Genomic DNA, 22629 nt, shown 5'->3' with positions numbered 1-22629 from the left:
CCGGGGTTCCCCGGTAGGGTTATTTGCAGATTGCGTTGGCCAGCTCTTCAGCGTGCAGCAGAGCGTACGCTCTTCGCTCCTGGCTCATGTATGGCCAGCAAGAGCCAACTGCGTCCGAATAGCTCCCGAAGGCATCAATCCAGTCCCAGTAAATGTTCTTGCTGTCCACACGTCGCATTTGGTCAGCAGCCGGACGAACAAGGCTGAAAACCTTGTACAGCTCGCCACGCTCAACCGCCTGCTTTACAACCTGAAGCTCGCCTTCCGTCATAGCCTTGCGGCAAACCTTCTCGACGAGAACGCCGGCAGCGCGTTTCAGCAGCCTTTCAACTAGCTTGACCACCTGATCGTTACGAGTAACGAACGTCCTGGCTTCGCCGGCCTGGGCATCCTTATAAGCATTCATCTGATTCTCCATTTCTACGAAACGCAGAAAGGGAGAAAGCCCGTAGGGGGCTTTCCCCCTATCGGGCTTCTATTTACTTAACCAGTTCTTTGGCTGCGATTTTCAATGTGGTAGCGCGAACATCTTCGAAGTCGCACATCATTGCTTCACAACAGACTCGGAAGCTAAACGGATGAACTTCGTCCGAAAGTACCCAATCCATTGCTTCGCGCCAATTCTGCTCACTGAGCTGAGGATGAATGATCTGCCTCAGAGTGATTTTCAGCAGGTATTCCCGCATCCACTCAACGTAATCATCGGTGATTTCGTCTCGTGTCCGCAGGGCTTCCAACTCAGCGTCTGACATTTCCAGAATGTCGAGAAATCCAAGTTGAAAGACTCGCGCATGGCTTGCCTTTCTCCGTGGTCTCCGCTCAAACGAGCGGCGCTGAATAATTACTTGTTCCCCAAACAGATCCAGCAAGGGCAACGCAGTCGCAGTATTTTCCATTTCAGACCTCCTCAAACCGACAGAGGCCTCCCACTAGGGAAAGCCCCTAGTGGGTTGAATGGTTATTTGTCAGGCAGCTAATGCTTCGCGAACAAGCTCAAAGAGCGAGTTCTTGAGATTCGCAACCTCCCCAACAGCACGGTATTGGCTGAACAATGCTTTCAGGATGTGCTCATTGGCACTTCCGAAACCAAGTCCAATCACTTCGATGCCGCTGACCTCACACCGCTGAATAAACTCTTTCGCTGCATGAGTAGTACCTGCGTTCGGTTCCCCATCCGTTATGACGAAAAGAATCTTCTTCTCGCCCTTCGCACGAAGAACTTCAACAGCAGCCGGCCACAGTGCTTGCGCAAGAGGCGTACCGCCCTCCGACATCACACCAAAGCCACCTTCGCTTACCGCCCTGATCAATCGCTCTTTCGGGCTCTTGATCAGTGCGCAGCGCTCAACGCCATCGTTTGCCTTGTTGGGAAACGACATCGCGCCGGTTGTCACCAGCGGAAGTCCCTCCAGCGCGCTTAGCACCGCATAGACTGCGGCTTCGGCCTGATCCATCGCAGACTTCATACTCCCCGACTTGTCGAGAAGAATCTGGATTGATGCAGACTGACGCTCTGCTCGAGACTTACTTCTAAACACCCGCGTTTCGCCGCCTTTCATCATGGCGATACGGCCAGTGTCGATCCTCTTGCCCTGCCGCTTCAGCCGAACACGGCAATCAACCTGCGCCTGTAACAGCCCATTAAGGCACTGTCGTAGACCGGCAGATTGCTCGATGCCCAATTGCACACGGCGGACGCTCGCTTGATCGGATCGGTTCCTCCCCCTCCCATCCAGAGAGAATGGTCGGAGCGGATTACCGTCGCGCACTGCCTTACGGCCTAGCAACTCACCCGCCTTGTCGCCAACTTCCGAGATCAACCCTTTCAGGTCGGCTTCGGTTGCATCCTTGGCCTGCTCGCGCAGGTTGCTGGCTTCTGGGGAAGGTTTGCCGCTGCCATTGCTGGACTGCGAGGTTTCTTGGCCATCGTCGCCGGCATTGCTGCCGCTACTTGGTTGGGATTGGTCTTGCGGCTCGGAGCCGGACTGGCCTCCATCAGATGTTTCCTGCTTGGATTCGGGTTGCCCCTCCTCTTTGCCTTCATCACCTGCACCCGCACCACCGTCTTGCTTCTGCTCCTGCTGCTGATCGCCTCCACCCGACTCTTGCGAGTCCTGAGGAGCACCCTCCGAGCCTTGCTCGGGCTGCGGTTGCTCATCTTCCTGCTCATCCTCTTGCGAAGGCAGCAGGTCGATAATCGCGTCCACCAGAGCGAGAACATCTGTTGTGCTCTCGCACGTCAGGGTGTTCTTCACCAGGGTCAGGATCTGATCCGTAAGGTCAGCCCCAAGAAGGGTCTCCATACGGGCCAGGTAGGCTTTTGCTGGAACCTCAAGCTGCGGTTCCTGGAGTAGCCAGTAACCGCCGTAGAGAATTCCGTTGTGAATCACATGGAGCGCCGGGCAGTCATCCACCTGCTCAGGCCGAAACGGCTCAAGCAGAACCTTGCGGTTCAGGTAGCGGATGTCCGACTCAGTACCTGGGTACTGATCCATGCTCAATCGTTCAATGCGGATGTCCTCAAGAATGTTCAGCAGATTCTTGCGGAAGGGTGTCGGGCATGAGTCGCGAAAGCAGCCCATGTCTGTGTTGCGGACATGGGAGCATTCATGTGCGATGTACCCGAAGGACAGCGGCAGATCGTCCTCGGTGAAGGGGACAAATACGTTTTTTCCATCTGTCTTAGCCTGGATACCCTCAACGTGCACTTTGACGCCAGTTAGCTCGGCAAGGTGCTGTGCATAGATCGGCAGAGTGCCGACCAGGGATTGATTGCTCATCGTTTATCTCCTTTCTCGCCACCGCGAAAAGGAGTAACCCCGCGAGGAGGGCTACTCCCACGCGGGGTTTGTGTGTGATGTCAGAACCAGAAGGTGCCGAAGGGCATATCGGGTTCGGACGGATTGATTACGAGGGGTTCTTCAGACTGCTCCACTGGAACGGATTCAGCTGGTTCAACAACCTCGGGTGTTGCTGGTACTTCGTTGATGCTGTCGTGACAACTCGGAGTAGCTACGCTTGCGCTCAGCTCTTCCTCGACCATCGTTACGGCATCCGCGGGTACTTCAGCATCAGGTACAGCAACAACAGCGACAGTCTCGGCCGGGGCCTCGATCTCAACTGCTGTAGGAGCCTCTGTTTCAACACCGGCCGGGGCCTCGGTTTCAACTGAAGGCAATGCTGGAACGAAGGCCATCGATGCATCTTCATGACCGTTGGCAATGTTCAGGTTTTTGATCAGCCGCTTGATCGAGTCCTCATCAGAAAGGGCCGACACAAGGGCTACAACGCTGTTGTACTGAGAGCCATTAACCACCCCGGACTTGGGGAGAGCCGCAAGGACTTCCTCAATGTGTTCGGTTAGGGCTTTGACCTCACTGGACAGGAACATCAGGCCGCGAAGCTTGGCGTTGATCTTCCGAACAGTGTTCAGCGTCGTTTGTGTGACATGGCCACGAGTGGCCAAGCCTGTTTCAAGCAAGCGCTCGGCTGTATCTGCCGTCTCAGCGTACAGCTGATCTGACAAACCACGGACCTGCGTACCCAGCGTGTTAGAGAGGTGCTTGTCGCCATCAGGGGAAACACGGCATGCCGCGTACCCAAAATGCATCCCTGCATCTACCTGCGCCTTCGGTGTCACCGAGGTGCGGATAGCATCACGCCATTCTTGCTTCTCCCAGCCCTTGTCGATCCACTCAGTGATCCAGCGTTCGTAGTTAGGGAGAAAGTTGTTTTTCAAGTCGTAGAATTGCGATTTGAGCGCTTCCAGTCGGTCAACAACCTCCTGGATCTTGTCCTGGGAAACTGCATAGCCACCGAGGAACCGCACACCACACTCTTCCACCACCTTTGTAGCCTGCCGCTTGATCTTCTCAAACGGTTTCAGCTTCTCCGGGTCGATTACACGCATCGAGCCGAGTGAAGCCAAAATAGCAGGAGGAATCTTCCCCTCCAGCATTTCAGGTTTAAGCTTTTTCCGAGCAGTCCACAGATGGATACCGGAAAGATCGACCAGCAGTAGTTGGTCTAGGATTTTGATCTCATTCTGTTGAATGGACATTTCACGATTCTCCTTTCTCACATGCATGAAAAAGGGGGAATCGCGCCCGGTGGGGGAGATTCCCCCTTAGGGTTTTTACACAGCAACTTTCCAATCGCCACCAAAGACACTCTGGGCGATCTTACGAATTGCTGTCTTCTGAACTAAATCGCAGCGATTGAGCAGCGATTCATCCAGCGAAAGTTGAAGCGGATTAGCCGCGCCCTGGTGAGTGTATCCACAAGAGATACGCCCCCAGCGAAGCAATGTCCGAGTGGACATCGTGACGCTTAGGTAATTACCACCTAACCCTTGATGTTGATTACGAATGGAGTTCGCAACCTTCACCATGTTTTTCGCCATCTCTTCCGGAAGCATTGGCAAAGCAGATATCAAAGTTGCTACTTCGTTATCAGCCTCAAGGTACGGAACCCCAAACACTCGGAAGCGATCCAGCGATGCCAGGTTCTGCTGCATGGTGCCAGCATGTACTCCCGATGCATCACCCTGTCCCGCCGTATTGCCGCAAGCGACAAACCGGAAGTTGGCATGAGGCTTCACAACCTCACCATTGTTTTCCGCAATCACCAAGGGTCTCCCCTCCATGACAGCGTGCAGACCTACAGTTACTGCCGGATCAAGCGTGTCGTACTCATCGAGCACGAACACAAACCCATTACGCATTGCTTGGGTCAGCGGCCCATCCACAAACTTCGTGTTCAGGTCGCCGCTCACCGGATCAGTGACAGGCAGGTTGTAACCAGTAAGCTCCGGCATTTCCATCCGACTATGTGCCGAAACGGTGATGCAGGGCCAATTAAGATGGGCAGTGACTTGCTCTACGAGCGAAGACTTACCCGATCCAGTTGGGCCGAGGAGCATGCAGCTATCCCCAAACGGAGCGTAGAGCCAACTCATGAACGGCTTGACCAGCATCTCGCGGAAAAAATACTTCTTCTTCGGCGCGACGTGATGCATCCACTGGTGTCCTTCTGCAAAACCTGGCGCTTGCGCGTTGGTATTGAAGCCGAACTCTTTCATCTCAACTTTTGCATTGAATTGCATTTTATATTCTCCGTTCTCGAAAGCAGTTGCCCAAGAAAAGGAGAATCCCCATAGGGGAAGACTCCCCCAGTGGGCGGTTTATTTTGTGCAGGTTTACGCAGCAACTACCAGATCAATCACAGACAGGCTGTCTTCACTGGTTTTTTTGGTGAAGCTTACGACTGGTGTGAGCCCGTGATAAACCAGCTCGGCACACAGCGAATGCATCATCCATGGCGGGCAACTGACCAGAACGGTAGTTGTGCCAGATTTTTTTGCTTCAGCAAGGGCAATTTCGGCAAGACGCTCAACGCGCTTTGCAACACTTTCCTTGGTCGGCAACACCGGGAAGAAAAGGAGATTACGAATCTCCTGAAATTCCTTCCAACTCGTAAGATTACGAACCCCGAAGGCTTCGAGTTCACGGGTAGTTTTAAACTTGGTCAGATTAACGACTTCGTTGGTATTGCTCATATTCTCAACTCCAGTTTTCAGAGCGGAGAAATCCCATACGGGTTTCCCCGCATGGGTAGGTTTTTAAGCTGATTAGAGTCGCAGCTAACGACCCGTGCCAGGCACGGACAAACATCTACGCTCATGCGTGGATGGTTGATTCTGGGGGGTAGCATAGGTCAGACGGACTTATGCTTACTTGAACAGCCCCGATCGGGACTGTGAGGGTTCTTGAGCTGCAATAGCGCGCAGCTTACGCACCTTTCGGTAGGGCCATGATGCCTATTTACAGGGATGCCTGCAACCCTCTGGGATCACGCAAATTTGCGGTCAAGCAGGCCCGGAGGAGAAAGAAAAGCCGCCCTTAGTCAGCCTTGGGCGGCTCGCTTATCGTGCTTCTGGGCCGGCTCACATCAGGTGAGGAATTCCATGGCATTCAGGCTTGCTTTCCGTGCCGGTCGGGCCTCGACACAAGCGTCAAAAATCAAAATCAAACGGCCATAAAAAGTAAAAACCGCCAGGCCCCTTCCGGAACTCGCCACCTGCGGATTTACCAAGGTCTGTCAGGTAATGCATGGTATCTCGAAGCTCGAGGTATCCCCCCGCAACAAGCCGATCCATCAGGTCTTTCGTCTTGATGCCCATTTTTGCAGCCAACTTTGCAGAGGTGAGCTTGGCCATAGCGCCTGAACCACCATCAGCCTCATCGGTCGATGCCGATGCTGCCTGAGCAGCAGCGCCACCGCCTTCGACCTTGACGACCATTTCCATTGCAATACGCACCTCATCGCTTACACGGACAATACGCTGAGCCTCGTCGTAGGCATCGCGGTAGCACTCCGAGTCAGCCTCCCGGGTCAGCAGGATGCCCATCTCGTTGTTATTGACCTGGCTGAACTCGTAGAGGTTGAGGCTCGTGATGATGGCCACTTCTTCGTTGAGGTAGCACTTGGCATGCAAATTCTTGCAGAAGCTCGTGCGAACGAAGGTCAGGGCCTTGAGCCAGTTAATTTCCTGAGGGTTGAGCTCGCTCTTGCCGTAGACGATCCGCACGTCAATCTTCATGCGGTTTTTGTCTTCCAGCAGCTCGCGGATGCGATCATTGATTTTGAGGAACGGGCTGATCAGGATCAGCCGCTCTTTGGCGTTCTTGATCAGCTCCTCCAGGTAGTAATTGGTAGCGCTGGTGTTAAGAAACTTGGGCATATAATTTCCTTGACTTCGTGAATTGCTCGGGCCTAATGCACCCGCGATTGCATGCACCATAAGTGCTCAAACATGGCCACGGGCTCCATCCCAGAAGGATTTTAGATGGAAGAAAAACGCTGGGAGCAGGATCAGCACTAAGCTCGCTACTACAGATAGGGTCACCACCGTCACCGCGCCGTTGAGTGCATGCCACATGCCGATCTCGAGATAGCGCGTCCCCAGATCCGCTGCCTTGATGATGAACGCCATTGCTACGCCTTCTCCTTGGAATGGGATCATCTGGAGCAAGAAAATTAATCCGCCGAAAGCGACCGCGATGATCGCGAATCCCTTGAGACCCAGGGCGGTATCGGCTGTGCTTGGGATGGCGTGCATCGAGATAACCAGGACGAGTAACGCCAGAGCAAACCCCTGCAATGAGCCAGTACCCAAGTCGACGATCGCGGTAACAGAACCGGTGGCCACAGCGCCGATCCAGACAACCAACGGCACCAATCCCTGGTCGGGAAGGCTCTGATCGTATGATGTGCCAAGGGAGATAACGGCGATTGCGCCCCCGGCCAACAAGGGCGCTATGCCCTGAACAAGGAGACCAATCGAGTTGCGCAGAGAAAACGGGCTGTAGGAAAACTCGACGTAGCCCAGCTGCCCAGTGATTGCATCCGGTGCGAATAGAGCAAGCTTCCTGATTCGCAGGCCGAAGAGCAGGCATGCAATCGCGTGCGCCATTTCATGTACAGGCCCGCCGATGATTCCAGTGTTCCGATAGACGATCCACGTCTTTACCGAAAACTGTGACACCAGCTTACCCCAGACAAAAATCGCGCCGGCCGGCACCAGTAAAAGCGCGAGATAGAGGTAGATCATGCGCGCTGCCCCGCTGCTGCTTCCATCTCCCGCTTGGCCTCAGCGTGACTTTTTTGGATCACGACCTGGGTGATGCTGTTGATCACCAACACCTTCTTTGCTCTTGTGGCTGCGACATAGAGCAAATTCAACTCATCAACCCGCTGATCAGGGGTGATCTTCTCTTCGTCGAAGATGTCTGGGAAATCTTCTTCCAAGACAACCACATCCCACTCCAGCCCCTTCGAGCGGTGGCAGGTGCTCACAATCACATCTGCATCAAGAGGATCATCTGTTGAGTTGCGGCGTAGCGCCGAGATCAACTTCGGAATGTCGTTGTGCTCCTTGAGTATCCTGAGCATCCGATTCATCTCGGCATCCTTCGACTCCTCTGCCGCTTCGGCAAACCCTCCAAAGTCGCTGAACTGCCCGAAAAGGCGCTTGTTGCGGATCTCATCCTTGCGGCCGACCTTCAGATGGTAAACATCCTCGAGGTCGGAGATTTGGTATGCCTCAATCCCCCCGTTCCAGTAGACAACTTGGCCGTCAGATACAGCATCAATGGCCGTCATGATCACGCCGATCACCGTGCGGTTGAGCACGGTGTAGTGGTTACATCCAGAGGGCAGCGATGTCGTCACTTTGTCGCGGGCACCAAACCCAACCAGGGGACGTGTTTCCCCTTGCTGTTTGAGGATCGCATTGGCTACGCCGGCAATCATCGGCCCGAACCGGAACGAGTTGGTCAAGAACATCGACGCCGCGCCCTGCACAATCTGCGTATCAAGTGCGTTCTCAGCCCCTCGCCAACGGTAGATCTGCTGCCATTTGTCGCCGACAAATATCTTCCTCGCCTTCTGACCAGCGACCAGGGAGGCAGTTACGGGGTTACTGTCCTGCGCCTCATCGAAAAGGATCACGTCATACGGCAGCTGGGGATTACTGAGCTGGAAGAGCTTCAGGTATGCGTCATGCTGGCAGGGGAATTTGCTCTCGGTATCGATCATCTCGTCCCAGAGTTTCTGGGCAGAATTTATCGTCCGGTCGAGGTGATCGGCTCCGTGCTCCGCTGCCTCTTCCTCGCTGAGCGCAGCAAAATAATGCGCCTCACTGATTTCTTCGTCAGCGCTCGAAAGGTAGGCATTGAGCACAGCGATAGCGTCTCGAACATCTCCCCAGTTCCGTGTTTTGAGGAGCCCGGCAGCATCCGTCAGACGGATGTTCCCGAGCTTGTGCTGATAGTGTCGGCCAAACTGCGGCCAGGCCAACTGGTGGGATGTCTTGCACACTACGTTTTTCGGAAACTTCTCCGCGCCTTCATCCCGGATAGCGCGGTTGTACGCCAGATAGAGCATGCGCAAGTGGCTGTGATGGTTGGCGTAGGCAACAAGCGTTGTCGTCTTGCCGCACCCGGCATAGGCCTTCACCACCAGATGGTCACCTTGGTATTCGATGATGGGGAGCTGTTCTGCGGTCGACTTCATTGAGGCGACTCCATTCTGTTTTTTGCACATTTGCCGCCGTAGACAGACAGCGCTGCTAAGCACCAGAACGAAAACACGGCATCAATCAGGTCGCCCATTGGGAGATGGCGAACAACCAGGGCTACCGGCTCTGTCACCACCAGGAACGTCGCATACCCTGCAACGGCATGCATTCCGAAGGTGCGTAAGGCTGCTGCTGCTATGAGGAGGGGAAATAGTGTGTAAAGCGCCAAGCTATGCGTGGAGCTGGAGCTCGGGGCGAGGTGGGTACAGGCGACGACCATGCCAACCGCTACTGCCATCAAGCCGGCAGCGTGACGACTGGACATCGAGCGCAGCTCTTCGCCGCTGTGCCTGAACGTCAGAATCATGACCGCGTGCGAGCCGATGCCTGCCAGGTAGTCAATGAGTGGTGATCGGCATATCGCCGGAAGATATTTTTCGCTGGGCATGTGAGTCTCCTTAGGTGAGGAGATCGTTTCATGCAGGTCGCGGGGAAAGGTCTGGTTTCGGGCGGTTTTTTGGTCTGAATTACGCAGACGCCGCCCTAGATCGGGGCGGCCGGAGAATAGCGATGGCTCACCTTGGGTTATTCCAGAGCTATGGCACGCTGCCGACATGAAGCACACCAAGACCCTCCAGGTTCGCGTTCGAGACAAACACACTCAGCTGCTGCGCCAGATGGCCCGGCAGGTGAATTTCGTCTGGAACTACCTGAACGAACTCAGCCATCGCTCGATCCGTGAGCGCGGGGTCTTTCTGTCGGCCTACGACTTAGATCGCTATACCCAGGGCGCAAGCAAGGAACTGGGCCTGCACTCGCAGACATTGCAGGAAGTGTCGCGGGAATACGCCACGCGCCGCCGGCAGTTCAAGAAGGCCCGGCTGAGCTGGCGTAAATCGATCGGTGTTCGCCGCTCGCTCGGCTGGATTCCGTTCAAATCCGGCGCAGCGAGCTGGAAGAACGGCCAGGTGTTCCACAATGGCAGATGCTTCAAGGTCTGGGACAGCTACGGGCTGGGCCAGTACCGCCTCCGCTCCGGCAGCTTCAGCGAAGACGCCCGAGGCCGCTGGTATTTCAATGTGGTCGTCGAGCTGGAGACCCAGCTATCGACGGGGCAAGGGGTAGTAGGCATCGACCTGGGCCTGAAGGACGTGGCCACCTGTAGCGACGGGCAGCGGCTGGAGAATGGGCGTTTCTACCGCGACCTGGAGCCCAAGCTGGCCAGCGCCCAGCGTGCCGGCAAGAAGGCTCGCGTGCGGGCAATCCACGCCAAGATAGCCAACCGGCGCAAGGATGCCTTACACAAATTCAGCCGCTCGCTGGTCGAGCGCTGCAACACGATCATCGTGGGCGATGTCAGCTCGCAGAAACTCGTCAAAACCAAGATGGCCAAGTCGGTGCTCGATGCCGGCTGGGGTCAACTGAAAACAATGCTGGCCTACAAATGCGCGCACGCAGGCATCGTCTTCAGGGTTGTGAACGAGGCGTACACCACCCAAACCTGTAGCTGTTGCGGTGCATTGCCCGACAGCAGGCCGAGAGGTATCGCAGGGCTTGGAATAAGAGAATGGATCTGTGAGTGCGGTGTCACTCACGACCGCGACGTGAACGCGGCCAGGAACATTCTCGCGCTCGGGCATGAGCGTCCTGGAGAGGGAATCCCCGGCGTTTAAGCCGGGGGAGGATGTCAATCCTTGGTTGTTGAAAAATCGCATGGGTGTTAAGTCCCAGCTGAAAGCAGTGAAACATGGCTCTGGATAATCCCAAGCCGCCGGTTCACCCGAATCGGCGTTTGCTTTTGGCGCGACGGACGTTATAGCCCTTCACCCAGCTTTTCATGTCTTCACTCGGTGGTTTGGGTTGCACGGTACCGATCCATGCGCGATCTGGCAGCTCTTTCATGTATGCCTGGTATGCGTACTGAGCCCACCCGTCTTTCTTGCCGGTCTCACGGGCGTACCCAAGCAGCTCACAGAAAGTGTGCTGTTTACTGGTCGGCCCGAGCACTTTGCGTCGATCGTCTAGCTTCACCAGTTTGCCGGTGGCCACCGCCACCCCATCCGGTATTACGATTTCATTGCCACACTTCGGACAGAGCAATCCGCTGAAAACAAAGCTGCACTTCGGACATGGCTTGGTTTTTTTCTCCTGATCGCCTTTGTCCTGCGGGCGGCGGTCAAGACGCTCCCCTTCCCCATTGTCCATGGCATCGGGCACCTCGTCCGTTGGCTTCCCGTTAAGCAAGAGGTTCCCGGAGTGGTCAATGATAATGCAGTCGATTTTTCCAGTTTCAGGCGAGAGTCGCAGCCCGCGGCCAATCATCTGGTAGTGAAGCATCAGGGACTTGGTAGGCCGCGCTATCACGAGGCAACTGGTCGAGGGGTCATCAAACCCCTTGATCAGCATAGCCACTGAGACCAAGACCCTTATCTTGCCCGCCTTGTACTGGCGCAAGATCTCCTCGGTCTCATGCGGAGGCATATAGCCATCGATATGAGCTGCGGCAACCCCAGCTTTTAAAAACTCAGCAGCGAGCTTCTTGGAATGCTGGACGTTGCAGGCGAAAACCATCGTTTTGCGGTTTTCACCCAGTTCTTTCCAGTGCGTTACCACGTCACCAAGCAGCTTGGCGTCACCCATGACCGTGGCAAGCTCGTCCTCGATCCAGTCACCATTCGGCTTCGTGCTCACCCCCTTCAGCGAAGGCACGGAGGGCGCGTAGCACTGTGTAGGGACAAGGAAACCTTGGTCTGTCAGCTCGGAAAGGGAGATGCAGTTGACCAGTCTGTCAAAGATGCGGCCCAGGCCTCGCCGCCAAGGGGTAGCACTGAGCCCGATAACTGGCACCTTGTTCCGCCGGCACCACGTGATCAGCTCAATATGGGCTTCGTGGATGACATGCGCCTCGTCAATGAGAACAAGGTGTGGTTTGTGGTGGTTGAGCATGTAGTCCAGGCGCGGACGCAAGCTCTGGATCGTTGCGACCTGGATGGGTTTTCGATAGTCAGTGCAGGGATGGTCTGACTGAATCGCACCGGCGACCAATCCATCTTTGTGGAACCGCTCAAGCGTCTGATCGAGCAGCTTCACGCTGTCGACGATGAACCAGGCCCTCCGGTTCTTCGCCTGCGCACCGGCAATGATGTGCTTGGCCACCTCTGTCTTACCGGAGCCCGTAGGACTCATCAGCATCTGAATGATCGCGCCAAGGCTTATGCCCTTGCGGAGTTCAAAATCCTGCTGTTGTTGGTAGGGTCGGAGCTGCATCGAGGTTTCCCGCTGTAAGAACTACAGGTAGGAAACCATCGCTTCGAAATAACCCAAGCCAGGTGCTCGATCCGTGGAATGGAGACGGCAACAGAGCGCAGCCTGATTGAGACGGATATTTTTTCCTGCCAATGCGCCGATACAGGCTCTTCCTGATGCTCGCATCTCGACTTGGGTTTTCCGGCCGGCGTGCGACTGTGTTCGACATTGCCTGAGCTTTCGCACAGGCGTCGACGCAGGCCAAGAGATAGGAGTCGTAGATGGATGACGTAGGAAAGGCGCGCGCTCGCAAGTTTGCTGAGTCGCTGCGGCATGCAAGCTGGGTTATCGATGATGAAGCAGCCGGCGCACGAAATGCCGTTGGATTCTGGCTGTACTCATACAACCTGGTTGCTGGCCCCCGACTCGTTGGCCAGCTGACGCTGGACGGCTATCGAGCAATGCAGAGCGGCGAGGATCTGAAGAATCTTGACGGACTTCAGCCCGCTGATGTTCTCGGCGCAACCCTCAGCGCCTATGACGCTCTGCCCGAGCGGAGCCGCAATGCAGGGGAGTCGCAAACCGTCATATCAGCACTGTCGCTATACGCCAGTTCAACTATGACCTGGCAGGCGCTGCCGCCTCTCAAAACTGGAGCGCACCAACACTTCATGGTGTTCGATTGGCTCACGGCTTCCGGCAAGAGGATTTTTCGCCCCGCCGCTGCAATCACCGGTTCCGTTCTTGCTCCTGAAATCCTGACCGACTTCAGTAAGCAAGTGCTCACCGCCCATTTGTCGAAACACCCCCACGAAACGCCTTACTAACCCCAAACTACAGGGACTTTGCTCATGCCAATCCGTCACATCATCGTTCATCAGATCGACAAAAAACCTGATGGTACTCCAGCCGTCCTGCACGCCCGCGACAGCGAGCTGGGTGTGTCGCCACCCATCGACAACATGCTCGCCGATCTAAACGAGAGCTACAACGCAAAGCAGGGCAAGGCCTGGGGGCTCTTCCATGCGGAGTCCGGCGCTTATCCCTTCAGCCGATGGCTGAAGGAGTACATCGAGGGCGGCCAGGACTTCACATCTTTCACTCACGCTGCCGTAGAGCACCTGCAAAAGCTGATGGAAGAATCGAACCTCTCCACCGGCGGCCACGTCCTGTTCGCCCACTATCAGCAAGGCATGACCGACTACATGGCCATCGCCCTGCTGCACCACAGCGACGGCGTGGCGGTGACCGACGCCCTGGACGTGACCCCAGCCAAGCACCTGGATCTCGGCCAACTGCACCTGGCAGCGCGCATCAACATCAGCGAGTGGCAGAACAACAAGCAGTCCAAACAGTACATTTCGTTCATCAAGGGCAAGAACGGTCGAAAGGTCTCCGACTACTTCCGTGATTTCATCGGTTGCCAGGAGGGTGTAGACGCCCCCGGTGAAACCCGCACCTTGCTCAAGGCATTCAGCGATTTCGTCGAGAGCGAGGATCTGCCCGAGGAGCAGGCGCGGGAGAAGACCAATACTCTGGTTGGCTACGCGACCAGCCAGGCGAAGTTGGGCGAGCCGATGACGCTGGAGGAGCTGTCCGGGCTGATCGATGAAGATCGACCAAAGGCGTTCTACGATCACATCCGCAACCGCGACTACGGACTGTCACCTGAGATCCCAGCGGATAAACGCACCCTGAACCAATTCCGCCGCTTCACCGGCCGCGCCGAAGGTCTGTCGATCAGCTTCGAGGCCCACCTGCTGGGCTCCAAGATCGACTACGACGAGAATGCCGGCACGCTGACTATTCGCAATCTACCCACTCAGTTGCGTGATCAACTCAAGCGCGGCTAAAAAAATGCCCCGTCCATCTCTGGACGGGGCAGATACTGCTTAGCCTGGCCGGGTTCCTGCTGGGCTTTAGCGCAAGCTCAGGCCGTCGAACCCAAGCCGCAATGAGAGGTGTTCGGCAACCGAAGCGCCGATCTTGCTGGCAAAGCGATCCAGGGGATTCTGTTTGCGGGTGAAGTCAACGATCTTGCTCACACCTACGACTTCACGAGCCACGTAGTCAGAATCACCCAGGCGATCAACCAGCCCCAGTCCTACCGCTTGCTCACCAGTCCATATCAGCCCCGAGTATAGGTCGGGATTCTCCTTCGCTTTCAAACGCTCTCCCCGCCCAGCCTCAACCGAGCGAATGAATTGGTTGTGGGTTGTTTTGAGCACCCCTTCCCAGAACTTCGTCTCCTCTTGATTTTGAGGCTGGAATTGATCGAGGAAGGCCTTGTGTTCGCCGGACGTATAGGAGCGGCGTTCGACCCCAAGCTTTTGCATGAGCTCGACGTAACCAAAGCTCGCCGCGGTTACACCGATCGATCCGACCAAACTGGCCTTGTCCGCAAATATCTCATCGGCTGCGCTGGCAATGTAATAGCCACCGGAGGCCCCCAGATCTGTGATGACGGCATAAACCTTCGTGTCTGGATGCAGTGCACGCAAGCGGCGAACTTCGTCGTAAACATGGCCTGCTTGGACGGGACTACCGCCTGGGCTGTTGATTTCCAAAATCACAGCTTTCGTATTCTCACTTTCAAAGGCCTTGCCGAGGCTACGCTTCAGGTTCTCAGCGCTCGCTTCCTCCCCATCCGCAATCACTCCCCTCACCTTGATTTTTGCTGTTACCGGCACATCGGCCCCAACGCCATCAAGGTCTGCCCTTCCGCCGACCACAAAGGCAGTCACGACGATCCCAAGAGTCGCGAGACGGAAAAAATTCTTCCAGCGACGTGCTGAGCGCTGCTCTTTGATGCTTGCTTGCAGCGTTCGCTCCAAGACTTCAAGGCTTTGATCCATGGGATTTCCGTCAGAAAATTTATACACGGCTATTAAACACTGAGGAGAAGCAATCCTGAACAGGCAACGGGAACTTGGGATTCTCGACGATCGTGAGAGAAGGAGGCAGATCAACCTATACGGAGAACCATTTATGCAGGTCGTCACGCCCCAAGCCCGGCATCAGGCTGGACTTAACCTCAGCCTGGCCATTGGAGTTACTGGCTCACCACAAGCACTTTCTCGACTGAAGGCCAAGCTCGAATTAGCTGTTGAGGATGCTTTGCAAGATCTCTCCCAACAGGCCAGCAATGAGCTTGGAATTGAGATCGGTCGCTGCAACATCGAAACGTCCATCTCCCAACCAGAGCGCGACGGTTCGGCGTCGAGCTTGCCCCCCAAGAGTGATTCGGCGGAGCAGCTGGGAGTCCCCTCGGGGTCTGCATCCTCAGCTCCCCTGAAAGCAGGATCGTGCCTGTGAGCGCCGCATCCGCCGTGACACATCACCTCGAGCACGAGCGCTTTGTAGTGCGGGATATCTCTGACCAGTATGAGGCTCCGACCTTTGACCTGATTTTCCGAGACCAGGAGCACGGAGTTGAGCGTTGCTCCGACAGCGTGTGGAGTTCGCACGAGCAAGCCTCGGTAGCAGCGGAGGCACTGGAAAAGGCGGATCGCCGTCCAGTTCACTGGGGTGTGTTGAAGAGCCTCTAAACGGAGGCCCATAGAACTCAGGCGACCATTTGTGTCGCCTTTTTTTTCGCGCTGTCAGCCCCTACGACTCAATCAGCCAGCTAGACGGCCGTATCGAGGTGACTTGGGTTTTTCAGGCATGCCTATAGCGTGGCCAATGCAACTCGACCGAAACCGAGGAGAAAAACACCGCACAACCGCAAACAGCATAGCCCGCTTTCAGGCGATAAAACCGCCTGAAATCGGGACATCCTTCAGCCATTACCTAACAAACTATCCGCTGACCAACCACCAAGGATCATCAGTATGCAATTCAACAATTTCTCATCCTCTTCCAGATCTCCCCTGGCTCTCGGCTCGATTGCCGTTGTGGCCGTTATTGGTGTGGGTTTGCTGCTGGGTTCGTTTTATACCGTCGACGAGAAAGAGCGCGCAGTAGTCCTGCGCAACGGTGCCTTTATGGAGGTGGCAGATCCTGGGCTGCATTGGAAAATCCCCTTCATCGACAGCGCCAAAGCGATCTCGATACAGAACAACGCCACCAAGTGGGACGGCTTGCAGGCGTACAGCCGTGACCAGCAGGCTGCAACGCTGTCGGTCTCGGTCAGCTGGCACGTGCCGGCAGGCGAGGTCGCGGATGTCTACAAGGGCTACGCCGATCTGGAAGGCCTGCTGACAAGGGCGATCAGCCGCCATGTCCCGACACAGGTAGAAAACGTCTTCGGTCAGTACACCGCCGTCAACGCGGTACAGCAACGCGGCAAGCTAGTTGCCGATATCGCCGCCGCAATCAAGGGCGCAATCAGTGGGCCGGTGGTGATCGACAGTGTGCAAGTCGAGAACATCGACTTCAGTGACGCTTACGAGAAGTCGATCGAAGAACGCATGCGCGCTGAGGTTGCCGTGAAGACTCGTGAGCAGCAACTGGCCACTGAGCAGATCCAGGCGCGGATTGTCGTCACCCAGGCCCAGGCTACCGCGGATTCGGCACTGGCCGCCGCACGTGCCGAAGCGGAAAGCATCCAGCTGCGCGGCGAAGCGGAAGCAAAAGCCATCGACGCCCGCGCCCGCGCCCTGGGCAGCAACCCCGGCCTGGTCGAGCTTACCAAAGCCGAGCGCTGGAACGGCGTGCTGCCTACCACGGTACTTCCAGGCGGAACCCTGCCGTTCATCGACGCCAAGAAGTAATCCTTCCTCCCACACAAGAAGCCCGCAAGCCCGACCAGCTCGCGGGCTTTGTCATTGAAAAAGGAATCTACCCATGTCCACAGAAATTCCCTCTTCCGATATGCCCAAGCAGGCCCTGCTAACTCAGGCTGAAAAGCTCATGAGCATTGTCATCGCGACGGCTGGCTTGCTGATCTTCGCGTGGCTGGCTATCTGCGTCCTCGCATCCGCCTGGTTGACCTTCCAGGTGCCAATCACCAACGAAGATATGCGGAACGCATCGTTCCTCAGCCCTCGAGTTGGTCTTTACTGGCATGGCTCCGTAATGGGGGGGCTACTTGCGCTGTATGGGCTAGGGCAACTGCTAAGCCTGCGCGTGGCCGGCTTCTTCCTGGTCGTGCTGGGCATGTCCTTCATCTTCGCAACGTCCGAGGTAAGTGCTCTGCGTCAAGGCATCTTGGACGGTGATATGAAAATCGGCTGTTTCAGCCACGAGTCACTGGAGTGTCGGAAAATGCTCAAGCTGCCAGAGGGCGACGGCCAGTCCATCTACCGCAATCCGAGCCAAAAGAGAGAGGGTGGTTACGCGCCATGGTATGAGCCGATTCGGGCACATTTGCATACCAAGGTTACGGCGTTGCTGCCAAACACCATTCCCGGTGTTGCTTTTCTTCAGAGCCCGGTCATTGCCGCGTTTCATGTCGGCAAACTACAGAGCCTAGTGGAAGCCCAGCGCATCGATGTATCGAAATTCAGGGCCTCGGTAACCCAGTAGACATGTCGGTAGCAACGGAGAGAAAAATGCACCAAACCATACCCAGCTGCACCTTCTTATCGCGCAGCGAGGCTGAAGCATACTCGCCAGGCCCTGACTGCCATCTGATATCGATATCTGATGGCCTTGAAGATCAGGCCTGCATCGACGAAGCACGCTGGAAGAGTGTGAGCTACCACCACTTCATTGATGCTGGCTTTGACGAAGAAGTCATTGAGATATACGGGCCAGATTTTGAGCGGAATTACGTCGATTACCTGCTCAGCAGCAAGGCTGATGTGCTGCGGGAGCGCATACGAGAAATTGCAGATCAGGGGGAATATATCGCTGTCAATTGCCACGCCGGCCGATCCCGCAGTGCAGCAGTTGCTTTGTATCTCAGCAAACATCATGGGTACCAACTGCATAAGCCGACCCCAGACGCAAACCAGTGTGTCTACCGGATGTTGGCCAAGGATGTTCACCTGATGGCGGCCTACCGTGCGGCAAGCACTCCAGCGGAACCAGAAGCGCCAAAGCGAAGCCTTCTCTCGGCAATCAAATCGCTGTTCTCCTGAGAGAGCAGAAGACCGCAGCGAGTCATGGTAAATTAGGCCCTGGGCAGCTTCATGGTAGAAGCTACGCTCCCAAGACACTCCTCCCCTCACCTGTCTCGTCTGTGGTGTCGCTGAAGCTGCCCATTTTATTTCCGAAGCCCGCCAGGCTTGCCCTAGGCGGGCTTTTCTTTGAGCAGCGCACTGTCGCTCAACCAGCAATTGGGTTTCCCTCTAGCCACCGTACTCTGGCCATCTTCGCGAACGATCAACATTCCTCAAGGCAAAGGACTATGACTGACCGCCCGATCACCGCCGCAGTCCTGGATAGGCTCTTAGAATCCTTGGATAGCGCACCTGTCGAGTGCGATGGGATGTGCAGGCTGGTTGCTACCCGGTTGGCTCAGGCAGGAATTCCCTACCAAGGCATGCTTGGCCAACTGCTCGTTGCTGGCCGGGCCGTTTCTCCCCACTACTGGATCGAGGTTGGGATTTACCGGGTCGACTACCGCGCCCGGATGTGGCTCGGCACCGATCCTGAAATTCCCCACGGCGTTTTTCCTCTGGATGGGAGGCCTTCAGCCCAATACACCGGCATCAGGGTGCAAATTGATCCCCTGCCCCCTTCTGTCTACGAAATCCTGATCATGCCGCCGCTTGGCATCGCCCCTCCCGTGGCTCGTTGAGTCTGGTTGGGATTCCCAGCTCATGCCGTAGCCTGATGGCATCTCCTGGATAACTCGGATCGCCATATGTCTTACACCACCGCCACCATCACCGAACTGTTTGGTCTACGCGACAAGGTAGGCCTTACAACCGCTTCGGGCTTCAAAGCTCGTGTGCGCTTTGTTCAGCTGGCCTACCGCCACAATCTCGTGCATGAGATCACCAGCTACCAGTTGTGGGATCGTGGGTTTGAAGGGCTGGGCGAGCGTACTTTTGATACCTGCTTCGAGATGGGAGATAGTCCCGAAGTTATCGCAGAGCTGATCCGTGACGCGCGCACCCACGGCTATGCCGGAAACATAGAGATGGAGGTAGGAAATCCCGACTGCTTCGCCCGTTGGTGCGGCTACGCAGACCGCCAGCAAGAGCTTGCATTTTGAGGACTAGCACCTAGAGCAATCTCAGCCCGGTTCGCCGGGCTTTTTGTTGGCTTGGGATATTCCGGAATGGAAATAGCCTGAAGGCATCTCCCCCTCTGACAACAAGGAGTTGCCTCATGCAGTCCCCTTCATTCAAGTCGAGCTATTTGCCGGAATACCTTGCATGGCTCATGTTCCTAGCCGGGGTGGCCAATGCCACGCTGATCTGGTCTGGGGTGTTCGCAGCCGCGCCTCAGGCCTTCCTGCTGCTTTTTGGCGGGCTTTTCGGCACCGCTGGCATCGCACTCCTCGGCTTACTCATGTTGGCCACCTGGTGCGCCCTGGGGTTGCTGCTGGCCGCTCTTACCCGCCGGGCGCTGGAGTGTCGGTCATGAGATTCAAGAAGTACCTGCTACGTCAGGAAAAACGCACTGTCACAGAGCGAGTCAACTACCCCGGCCTGAAGGTCGGAGCTTGTGAAAGCAGGCTGGGTTGACCAGGGAAAGCGGTATTAACCCGCTCCGTTTGCACCAGGTCGAACCGACCCACCCCGGAATGCTTCCTCAGTTCCGGGCACTGGAAGGTCGGGATCATGCTGGCGAAAGGTAAAACGCCGAAGATTCCGACCGCCGCGACAGCGGGAGCCGGGTGCAGACATTCCCGAGGGGAGCGAGCCGCAAGGCTCCGTCACCAGGCCCGTAAGGGCATAGTTCAAAGGAGGATCGCCGTGGCGGTCTATGTGTTGGATAAGACAGGCACGCCGTTGATGCCATGCAGCGAGAAGCGAGCGCGATTGTTGCTGGAGCGCGGTCGCGCCCGCATACACCGGCAGGTGCCGTTCGTGATCCGTCTAGTGGATCGGCGGCAGGCCGATAGCGCGCTGCAATCGCTGACGCTCAAGTTCGATCCGGGCAGCAAATTCACTGGCATTGCCTTGGTACGCCAGAAGGGCCAGCGGGTGTCTGTTCTCTCACTGATGGAATTGGCCCATCGGGGCGCAGCGATTCGCCAGGCCATGCAGCAGCGGGCGGCGTTTCGCCGTCGCCGCCGTGGTCAGAACCTGCGCCACCGCACACCGCGCTTCGACAACCGCACCCGGCCGGAAGGCTGGCTGCCGCCAAGCTTGCGCCACCGGCTGGACACCACGCTGGGCTGGGTCGGGCGGATGCGTAACTGGGCTCCGATCAGCGATCTGGCAGTCGAGCGGGTCAAGTTCGACATGCAGGCCATACAGAACCCGGAGATCAGCGGCGTCCAATACCAGCAGGGCGAGTTGGCCGGCTACGAGGTGCGTGAATACCTGCTGGAGAAGTGGGGCCGCTGCTGCGCCTACTGCGACGCTGAAAATACGCCGCTGGAGATCGAGCACATCGTTCCGCGCAGTGCCGGCGGCAGCGACCGGGTGCCCAACCTGACCCTGGCCTGCCGGCCCTGTAATCAGCGCAAGGGCAACCAGCCAGTCGAGGTGTTCCTGAAGGCCAGGCCAGAGCTGCTGGCCCGAATCAAGGCGAAAGCCAAAGTCCCACTTCGGGATGCCGCCGCCGTCAACGCCACCCGCAATGCCCTGTTCCGTGCCCTGCTGGATACCGGCCTGTCGGTCACCACGGGCACCGGGGCGCAAACCAAATTTAACCGACGATGCCTCGGCCTTCCGAAGACCCACGCGCTCGATGCAGCCAGTGTCGGTGAGATCAGGGCCATCGAGCACTGGCAACGCCCCACGCTGGCGATCAAGGCCACCGGACGCGGCGAGTACCAGCGCACCCGCCTTACCGCCCACGGTTTTCCACGCGGCTATTTGACCCGACAGAAACGCCATTTCGGTTTCCAGACCGGCGATCAGGTGCGCGCCGAGGTGCCGACCGGCAAAAAGGCTGGCACCCACCAGGGTCGCGTCGCCGTGCGCAAGACCGGCAGCTTCAACATCCAGACGCCTGATGGCGTAGTGCAGGGCATCCACCACCGCCACTGCACCCTGATCCAGCGAGCCGATGGCTACGCCTATTCCGACACCCCGACCGATAGCGCCCAACCCCAGAAGGAGGCAGCGAGAGCAGGGGCGCGCTGAGCGCGCCGCGCTATCCTCGCCGTTCAGGCAAGGTTTCTCGCCGCAAAATGATGAAGAAGGCCTTTGAGCGCAAACAGGCGCGGGAAGCTGAATCACTGCCACTCTTCGGCGATCAGATTCGCGAGATCCAGCACAGCTGGGAAGAAGAAAAGCGTCTGCGTGACCTTCACGAGGGCAAGGTCACCGACCGTATGCGTCAGAACCATGCCGCCGTGTGGCGTAAAGCACGAGCTGCGTATTTCGCCTTGAATGCAGAGACCCGAGCCAAATGCCGTGCAGCCTGGAACGCCTGGGTAGGCCCGAGCGACCCGCTGTACCTGATCTATGTCGTAAACCAGTTCAACGGCGTAGGTGCTGCCAGAGAGGCCAGAATGGCCGCAGACCGGCGGGCCTTGAACAGCCGAATCATGGCCCGCCTTCAGGCTCAGCCTGAATTGCTGTGAGAAGGTTTGCTGTGGCTACCTGCCGGCCGGCTTCTTCTTGACCGGCAATCTCTCTACGTTGGCCGAGTGCTCAATCGCTATTTGACGATGGACAAACTCCAGGAATTCTTGCGCCGTCCGGTGTTTTGGCTTCCAGCTTTCACACAAGCTAAGTGCGGCCGCGATGTCCGCCTTTGGACTCCCACTCTGCCGATAGTCGAGGGTTTCAGATAATCCGCGCACGATGTCTGTATGAGCGTAATCGACGTAGCCACCCAGTGCCTTTTCCTTGAGCGCTCGCTGTAGTCGCTCCTGATACTGACTTGTCATGGTTGGGACATCATAGAAATCCAGGATGAATTTCTCCTGGTGAAGCGCCATCGCCAGCGTTGTAATCCGTATTGCGTCCTCCGCCGTTGCCTGGGGCCTCCGGAATGCAGCTCTAACCTCGGCGTCAATCAGGGCCTTGCGAGCTTTAAGCCGAGCCTCCCTCTGCTTCTCCTCCCGGCGCTTGATCTCTTTGGCGTGCTCAACACGAATATTGATCGAGCGGACGATCTCCCCGGCCTTTCGGATGGCGTCAGCCTCCTCCGGCTCGAGGAGTTTATGCAGTGGGCCTCCCAACAATTTCTGGGTATGCGGATTTAATGGTTGATATGTGAAGTAGAAAGCGGAAGGGAAAACTAAATCCACAACGGACTAAATGGTTGATAGCTAACCGTGCCGG

25 protein-coding genes are annotated in these 22629 nt (G+C 56.7%); 12 read left to right on the top strand and 13 right to left on the bottom strand.

Features of this window, described 5'->3' with window-relative positions; all coding sequences use genetic code 11:
- Positions 1 to 19: 19 nt before the first annotated feature.
- From AO268_RS23120 to AO268_RS23075, 10 genes are all read right to left on the bottom strand, one after another.
- Positions 20 to 406, bottom strand: a complete 387-nt coding sequence (locus AO268_RS23120) for a hypothetical protein (RefSeq protein ID WP_013100877.1) — start codon at positions 404 to 406, stop codon at positions 20 to 22.
- Between the two features lie 73 nt (positions 407 to 479).
- Positions 480 to 896: a hypothetical protein gene (locus tag AO268_RS23115; protein ID WP_033040891.1), complete on the bottom strand. Its 417-nt coding sequence runs from the start codon at positions 894 to 896 to the stop codon at positions 480 to 482.
- Between the two features lie 69 nt (positions 897 to 965).
- On the bottom strand, positions 966 to 2780 hold the full coding sequence (locus tag AO268_RS23110; RefSeq protein ID WP_033040889.1) for a nitric oxide reductase activation protein NorD: 1815 nt from the start codon (positions 2778 to 2780) through the stop codon (positions 966 to 968).
- A gap of 80 nt (positions 2781 to 2860) precedes the next feature.
- Positions 2861 to 4060: a DUF3150 domain-containing protein gene (locus AO268_RS23105; protein WP_028622350.1), complete on the bottom strand. Its 1200-nt coding sequence runs from the start codon at positions 4058 to 4060 to the stop codon at positions 2861 to 2863.
- Between the two features lie 75 nt (positions 4061 to 4135).
- On the bottom strand, positions 4136 to 5104 hold the full coding sequence (locus tag AO268_RS23100; protein ID WP_099169975.1) for an AAA family ATPase: 969 nt from the start codon (positions 5102 to 5104) through the stop codon (positions 4136 to 4138).
- 93 nt (positions 5105 to 5197) lie between these two features.
- Positions 5198 to 5557 (bottom strand): hypothetical protein, encoded by a 360-nt coding sequence (locus tag AO268_RS23095; RefSeq protein WP_023049098.1) that lies wholly within the window; start codon positions 5555 to 5557, stop codon positions 5198 to 5200.
- 456 nt (positions 5558 to 6013) lie between these two features.
- Positions 6014 to 6742 carry a phospholipase D family protein gene (locus tag AO268_RS23090; protein ID WP_028622352.1) on the bottom strand — a complete coding sequence of 243 codons (729 nt, stop codon included), beginning with the start codon at positions 6740 to 6742 and terminating at the stop codon, positions 6014 to 6016.
- Between the two features lie 66 nt (positions 6743 to 6808).
- Positions 6809 to 7612: a hypothetical protein gene (locus AO268_RS23085; protein ID WP_028622353.1), complete on the bottom strand. Its 804-nt coding sequence runs from the start codon at positions 7610 to 7612 to the stop codon at positions 6809 to 6811.
- Complete coding sequence (locus tag AO268_RS23080) at positions 7609 to 9075, bottom strand: 3'-5' exonuclease (protein WP_028622354.1); 1467 nt, start codon at positions 9073 to 9075, stop codon at positions 7609 to 7611. The genes AO268_RS23085 and AO268_RS23080 overlap by 4 nt, the downstream gene beginning before the upstream one ends.
- Complete coding sequence (locus AO268_RS23075; protein ID WP_028622355.1) at positions 9072 to 9527, bottom strand: hypothetical protein; 456 nt, start codon at positions 9525 to 9527, stop codon at positions 9072 to 9074. The genes AO268_RS23080 and AO268_RS23075 overlap by 4 nt, the downstream gene beginning before the upstream one ends.
- Before the next feature lie 166 nt (positions 9528 to 9693).
- On the opposite strand from AO268_RS23075, the gene AO268_RS23070 reads away from it, so the two are divergent.
- Complete coding sequence (locus AO268_RS23070; protein WP_060763792.1) at positions 9694 to 10752, top strand: RNA-guided endonuclease InsQ/TnpB family protein; 1059 nt, start codon at positions 9694 to 9696, stop codon at positions 10750 to 10752.
- 103 nt (positions 10753 to 10855) lie between these two features.
- Here AO268_RS23070 and AO268_RS23065 read toward each other — a convergent pair whose 3' ends face one another.
- Positions 10856 to 12346 (bottom strand): DEAD/DEAH box helicase, encoded by a 1491-nt coding sequence (locus AO268_RS23065; protein WP_033045069.1) that lies wholly within the window; start codon positions 12344 to 12346, stop codon positions 10856 to 10858.
- A 260-nt stretch (positions 12347 to 12606) separates the two neighbouring features.
- On the opposite strand from AO268_RS23065, the gene AO268_RS23060 reads away from it, so the two are divergent.
- Entirely contained in the window at positions 12607 to 13152 is a 546-nt protein-coding gene (locus AO268_RS23060) for a hypothetical protein (protein WP_060763793.1), read from the top strand.
- Between the two features lie 24 nt (positions 13153 to 13176).
- The gene (yejK, locus tag AO268_RS23055) at positions 13177 to 14178 is read left to right on the top strand and encodes a nucleoid-associated protein YejK (protein ID WP_043859657.1); all 1002 of its coding nucleotides are present in this window, start codon (positions 13177 to 13179) and stop codon (positions 14176 to 14178) included.
- A gap of 66 nt (positions 14179 to 14244) precedes the next feature.
- On the opposite strand, the gene sppA is transcribed toward yejK, so the two are convergent.
- Positions 14245 to 15180, bottom strand: a complete 936-nt coding sequence (gene sppA, locus AO268_RS23050; protein ID WP_060763794.1) for a signal peptide peptidase SppA — start codon at positions 15178 to 15180, stop codon at positions 14245 to 14247.
- A 133-nt stretch (positions 15181 to 15313) separates the two neighbouring features.
- Here sppA and AO268_RS23045 point away from each other — a divergent pair, with 133 nt between their 5' ends.
- From AO268_RS23045 to AO268_RS23000, 9 genes are all read left to right on the top strand, one after another.
- Complete coding sequence (locus AO268_RS23045) at positions 15314 to 15640, top strand: hypothetical protein (RefSeq protein ID WP_060763795.1); 327 nt, start codon at positions 15314 to 15316, stop codon at positions 15638 to 15640.
- Between the two features lie 518 nt (positions 15641 to 16158).
- On the top strand, positions 16159 to 17040 hold the full coding sequence (locus tag AO268_RS23035) for a prohibitin family protein (protein WP_060763796.1): 882 nt from the start codon (positions 16159 to 16161) through the stop codon (positions 17038 to 17040).
- 73 nt (positions 17041 to 17113) lie between these two features.
- On the top strand, positions 17114 to 17794 hold the full coding sequence (locus AO268_RS23030; protein ID WP_060763797.1) for a hypothetical protein: 681 nt from the start codon (positions 17114 to 17116) through the stop codon (positions 17792 to 17794).
- Positions 17795 to 17820: 26 nt separating this feature from the next.
- Positions 17821 to 18351, top strand: a complete 531-nt coding sequence (locus tag AO268_RS23025) for a dual specificity protein phosphatase family protein (protein ID WP_099169974.1) — start codon at positions 17821 to 17823, stop codon at positions 18349 to 18351.
- 269 nt (positions 18352 to 18620) lie between these two features.
- Positions 18621 to 19013, top strand: coding sequence for a hypothetical protein (locus AO268_RS23020; RefSeq protein WP_099169973.1), 393 nt, complete (start codon positions 18621 to 18623; stop codon positions 19011 to 19013).
- Between the two features lie 66 nt (positions 19014 to 19079).
- On the top strand, positions 19080 to 19433 hold the full coding sequence (locus AO268_RS23015) for a hypothetical protein (protein ID WP_084341938.1): 354 nt from the start codon (positions 19080 to 19082) through the stop codon (positions 19431 to 19433).
- A gap of 116 nt (positions 19434 to 19549) precedes the next feature.
- Complete coding sequence (locus AO268_RS23010) at positions 19550 to 19807, top strand: hypothetical protein (RefSeq protein WP_047297019.1); 258 nt, start codon at positions 19550 to 19552, stop codon at positions 19805 to 19807.
- 344 nt (positions 19808 to 20151) lie between these two features.
- A complete protein-coding gene (iscB, locus tag AO268_RS23005) occupies positions 20152 to 21480 on the top strand; it encodes an RNA-guided endonuclease IscB (RefSeq protein WP_257154432.1) in 1329 nt (442 codons plus the stop codon).
- A 47-nt stretch (positions 21481 to 21527) separates the two neighbouring features.
- Positions 21528 to 21923 (top strand): hypothetical protein, encoded by a 396-nt coding sequence (locus AO268_RS23000; protein WP_047296792.1) that lies wholly within the window; start codon positions 21528 to 21530, stop codon positions 21921 to 21923.
- A gap of 15 nt (positions 21924 to 21938) precedes the next feature.
- Here the strand turns inward: AO268_RS23000 and AO268_RS22995 are convergent, their stop codons facing one another.
- Positions 21939 to 22595 carry a hypothetical protein gene (locus tag AO268_RS22995; RefSeq protein WP_039614006.1) on the bottom strand — a complete coding sequence of 219 codons (657 nt, stop codon included), beginning with the start codon at positions 22593 to 22595 and terminating at the stop codon, positions 21939 to 21941.
- Positions 22596 to 22629 lie beyond the last annotated feature (34 nt).

The sequence above is a fragment of the Pseudomonas sp. ICMP 8385 genome (genome assembly GCF_002699915.1).
GTDB lineage: Bacteria > Pseudomonadota > Gammaproteobacteria > Pseudomonadales > Pseudomonadaceae > Aquipseudomonas > Aquipseudomonas gessardii.
Note: the sequence above shows the minus strand (reverse complement) of the source record. Positions and strands in the feature narration are given on the sequence as shown.

Coding starts and splice junctions, on each gene's coding strand:
- AO268_RS23120 (WP_013100877.1), bottom strand. CDS start 406: ATGAATGCTTATAAGGATGCCCAGGCCGGCGAAGCCAGGACGTTCGTT.
- AO268_RS23115 (WP_033040891.1), bottom strand. CDS start 896: ATGGAAAATACTGCGACTGCGTTGCCCTTGCTGGATCTGTTTGGGGAA.
- AO268_RS23110 (WP_033040889.1), bottom strand. CDS start 2,780: ATGAGCAATCAATCCCTGGTCGGCACTCTGCCGATCTATGCACAGCAC.
- AO268_RS23105 (WP_028622350.1), bottom strand. CDS start 4,060: ATGTCCATTCAACAGAATGAGATCAAAATCCTAGACCAACTACTGCTG.
- AO268_RS23100 (WP_099169975.1), bottom strand. CDS start 5,104: ATGCAATTCAATGCAAAAGTTGAGATGAAAGAGTTCGGCTTCAATACC.
- AO268_RS23095 (WP_023049098.1), bottom strand. CDS start 5,557: ATGAGCAATACCAACGAAGTCGTTAATCTGACCAAGTTTAAAACTACC.
- AO268_RS23090 (WP_028622352.1), bottom strand. CDS start 6,742: ATGCCCAAGTTTCTTAACACCAGCGCTACCAATTACTACCTGGAGGAG.
- AO268_RS23085 (WP_028622353.1), bottom strand. CDS start 7,612: ATGATCTACCTCTATCTCGCGCTTTTACTGGTGCCGGCCGGCGCGATT.
- AO268_RS23080 (WP_028622354.1), bottom strand. CDS start 9,075: ATGAAGTCGACCGCAGAACAGCTCCCCATCATCGAATACCAAGGTGAC.
- AO268_RS23075 (WP_028622355.1), bottom strand. CDS start 9,527: ATGCCCAGCGAAAAATATCTTCCGGCGATATGCCGATCACCACTCATT.
- AO268_RS23070 (WP_060763792.1), top strand. CDS start 9,694: ATGAAGCACACCAAGACCCTCCAGGTTCGCGTTCGAGACAAACACACT.
- AO268_RS23065 (WP_033045069.1), bottom strand. CDS start 12,346: ATGCAGCTCCGACCCTACCAACAACAGCAGGATTTTGAACTCCGCAAG.
- AO268_RS23060 (WP_060763793.1), top strand. CDS start 12,607: ATGGATGACGTAGGAAAGGCGCGCGCTCGCAAGTTTGCTGAGTCGCTG.
- yejK (WP_043859657.1), top strand. CDS start 13,177: ATGCCAATCCGTCACATCATCGTTCATCAGATCGACAAAAAACCTGAT.
- sppA (WP_060763794.1), bottom strand. CDS start 15,180: ATGGATCAAAGCCTTGAAGTCTTGGAGCGAACGCTGCAAGCAAGCATC.
- AO268_RS23045 (WP_060763795.1), top strand. CDS start 15,314: ATGCAGGTCGTCACGCCCCAAGCCCGGCATCAGGCTGGACTTAACCTC.
- AO268_RS23035 (WP_060763796.1), top strand. CDS start 16,159: ATGCAATTCAACAATTTCTCATCCTCTTCCAGATCTCCCCTGGCTCTC.
- AO268_RS23030 (WP_060763797.1), top strand. CDS start 17,114: ATGTCCACAGAAATTCCCTCTTCCGATATGCCCAAGCAGGCCCTGCTA.
- AO268_RS23025 (WP_099169974.1), top strand. CDS start 17,821: ATGCACCAAACCATACCCAGCTGCACCTTCTTATCGCGCAGCGAGGCT.
- AO268_RS23020 (WP_099169973.1), top strand. CDS start 18,621: ATGACTGACCGCCCGATCACCGCCGCAGTCCTGGATAGGCTCTTAGAA.
- AO268_RS23015 (WP_084341938.1), top strand. CDS start 19,080: ATGTCTTACACCACCGCCACCATCACCGAACTGTTTGGTCTACGCGAC.
- AO268_RS23010 (WP_047297019.1), top strand. CDS start 19,550: ATGCAGTCCCCTTCATTCAAGTCGAGCTATTTGCCGGAATACCTTGCA.
- AO268_RS23000 (WP_047296792.1), top strand. CDS start 21,528: ATGATGAAGAAGGCCTTTGAGCGCAAACAGGCGCGGGAAGCTGAATCA.